This window comes from Burkholderia sp. Bp8986 (assembly GCF_003854225.1).
Classification (GTDB): domain Bacteria; phylum Pseudomonadota; class Gammaproteobacteria; order Burkholderiales; family Burkholderiaceae; genus Burkholderia.
The window spans coordinates 1-729 of record NZ_QTQM01000181.1 but is presented as its reverse complement, the minus strand read 5'-3'; the positions used below and the strand labels follow the sequence as shown (position 1 = coordinate 729).

The window sequence follows — 729 nt, the reverse complement described above, 5'->3', positions numbered from 1 at the left end:
CTTCGCAGCGTCGGGTTTTGCGTTCCGGTATCCATCTTTCCAACCGCCGAGCCGTGCCCTATCCCCTCCGGCTGTCTCTGCCTCATACAACCAATCCGCTAGAACTGACCGACGCCGAGCAGACCCGAATTGAACGTACGCACGGAGGACGGCAGACGCTACTTTATATTGCGGAGCATGCCCACGAGCTAACTGACCATCTGCAGCGCGCCGACATCTTCAAGATCGCCGCCAATAAAGGAGGCTCGCAGGCGCTGCAGGCGGTCCTCAACCATCGTCAGGCTCTCATCGACGCCGGGTTCAGCAACGCCGACATCGTGAAGATCGCCGCCAATATAGGAGGCTCGCAGGCGCTGCAGGCGGTCCTCAACCATCGCCCGGCTCTCATCGACGCCGGGTTCAGCAACGCCGACATCTTGAAGATCGCCGCCAATAACGGAGGCACGCAGGCGCTGCAGGCGGTCCTCAACCATCGCCAGGCTCTCATCGACGCCGGCTTCAGCAACGACGACATCTTGAAGATCGCCGCCAATAACGGAGGCTCGCAGGCGCTGCAGGCGGTCCTCAACCATCGTCAGGCTCTCATCGACGCCGGGTTCAGCAACGACGCCATCGTGAAGCTCGCCGCGCGTAATGGAGGCGTGCGTCGCCTCGCGTTGGCCGTGGGCGAAACATCCCGGTCCCCGGGCATCGATCAGATCCAGGTGGATGCGCCGGTCCCGGCCGACA

Annotated in this window: 1 pseudogene; it reads left to right on the top strand. The window is 62.8% G+C overall.

What is annotated here, in order from left to right:
• Positions 1-729 (top strand): annotated as a pseudogene (locus tag DID99_RS36780) (TAL effector repeat-containing protein); the annotation flags it as partial.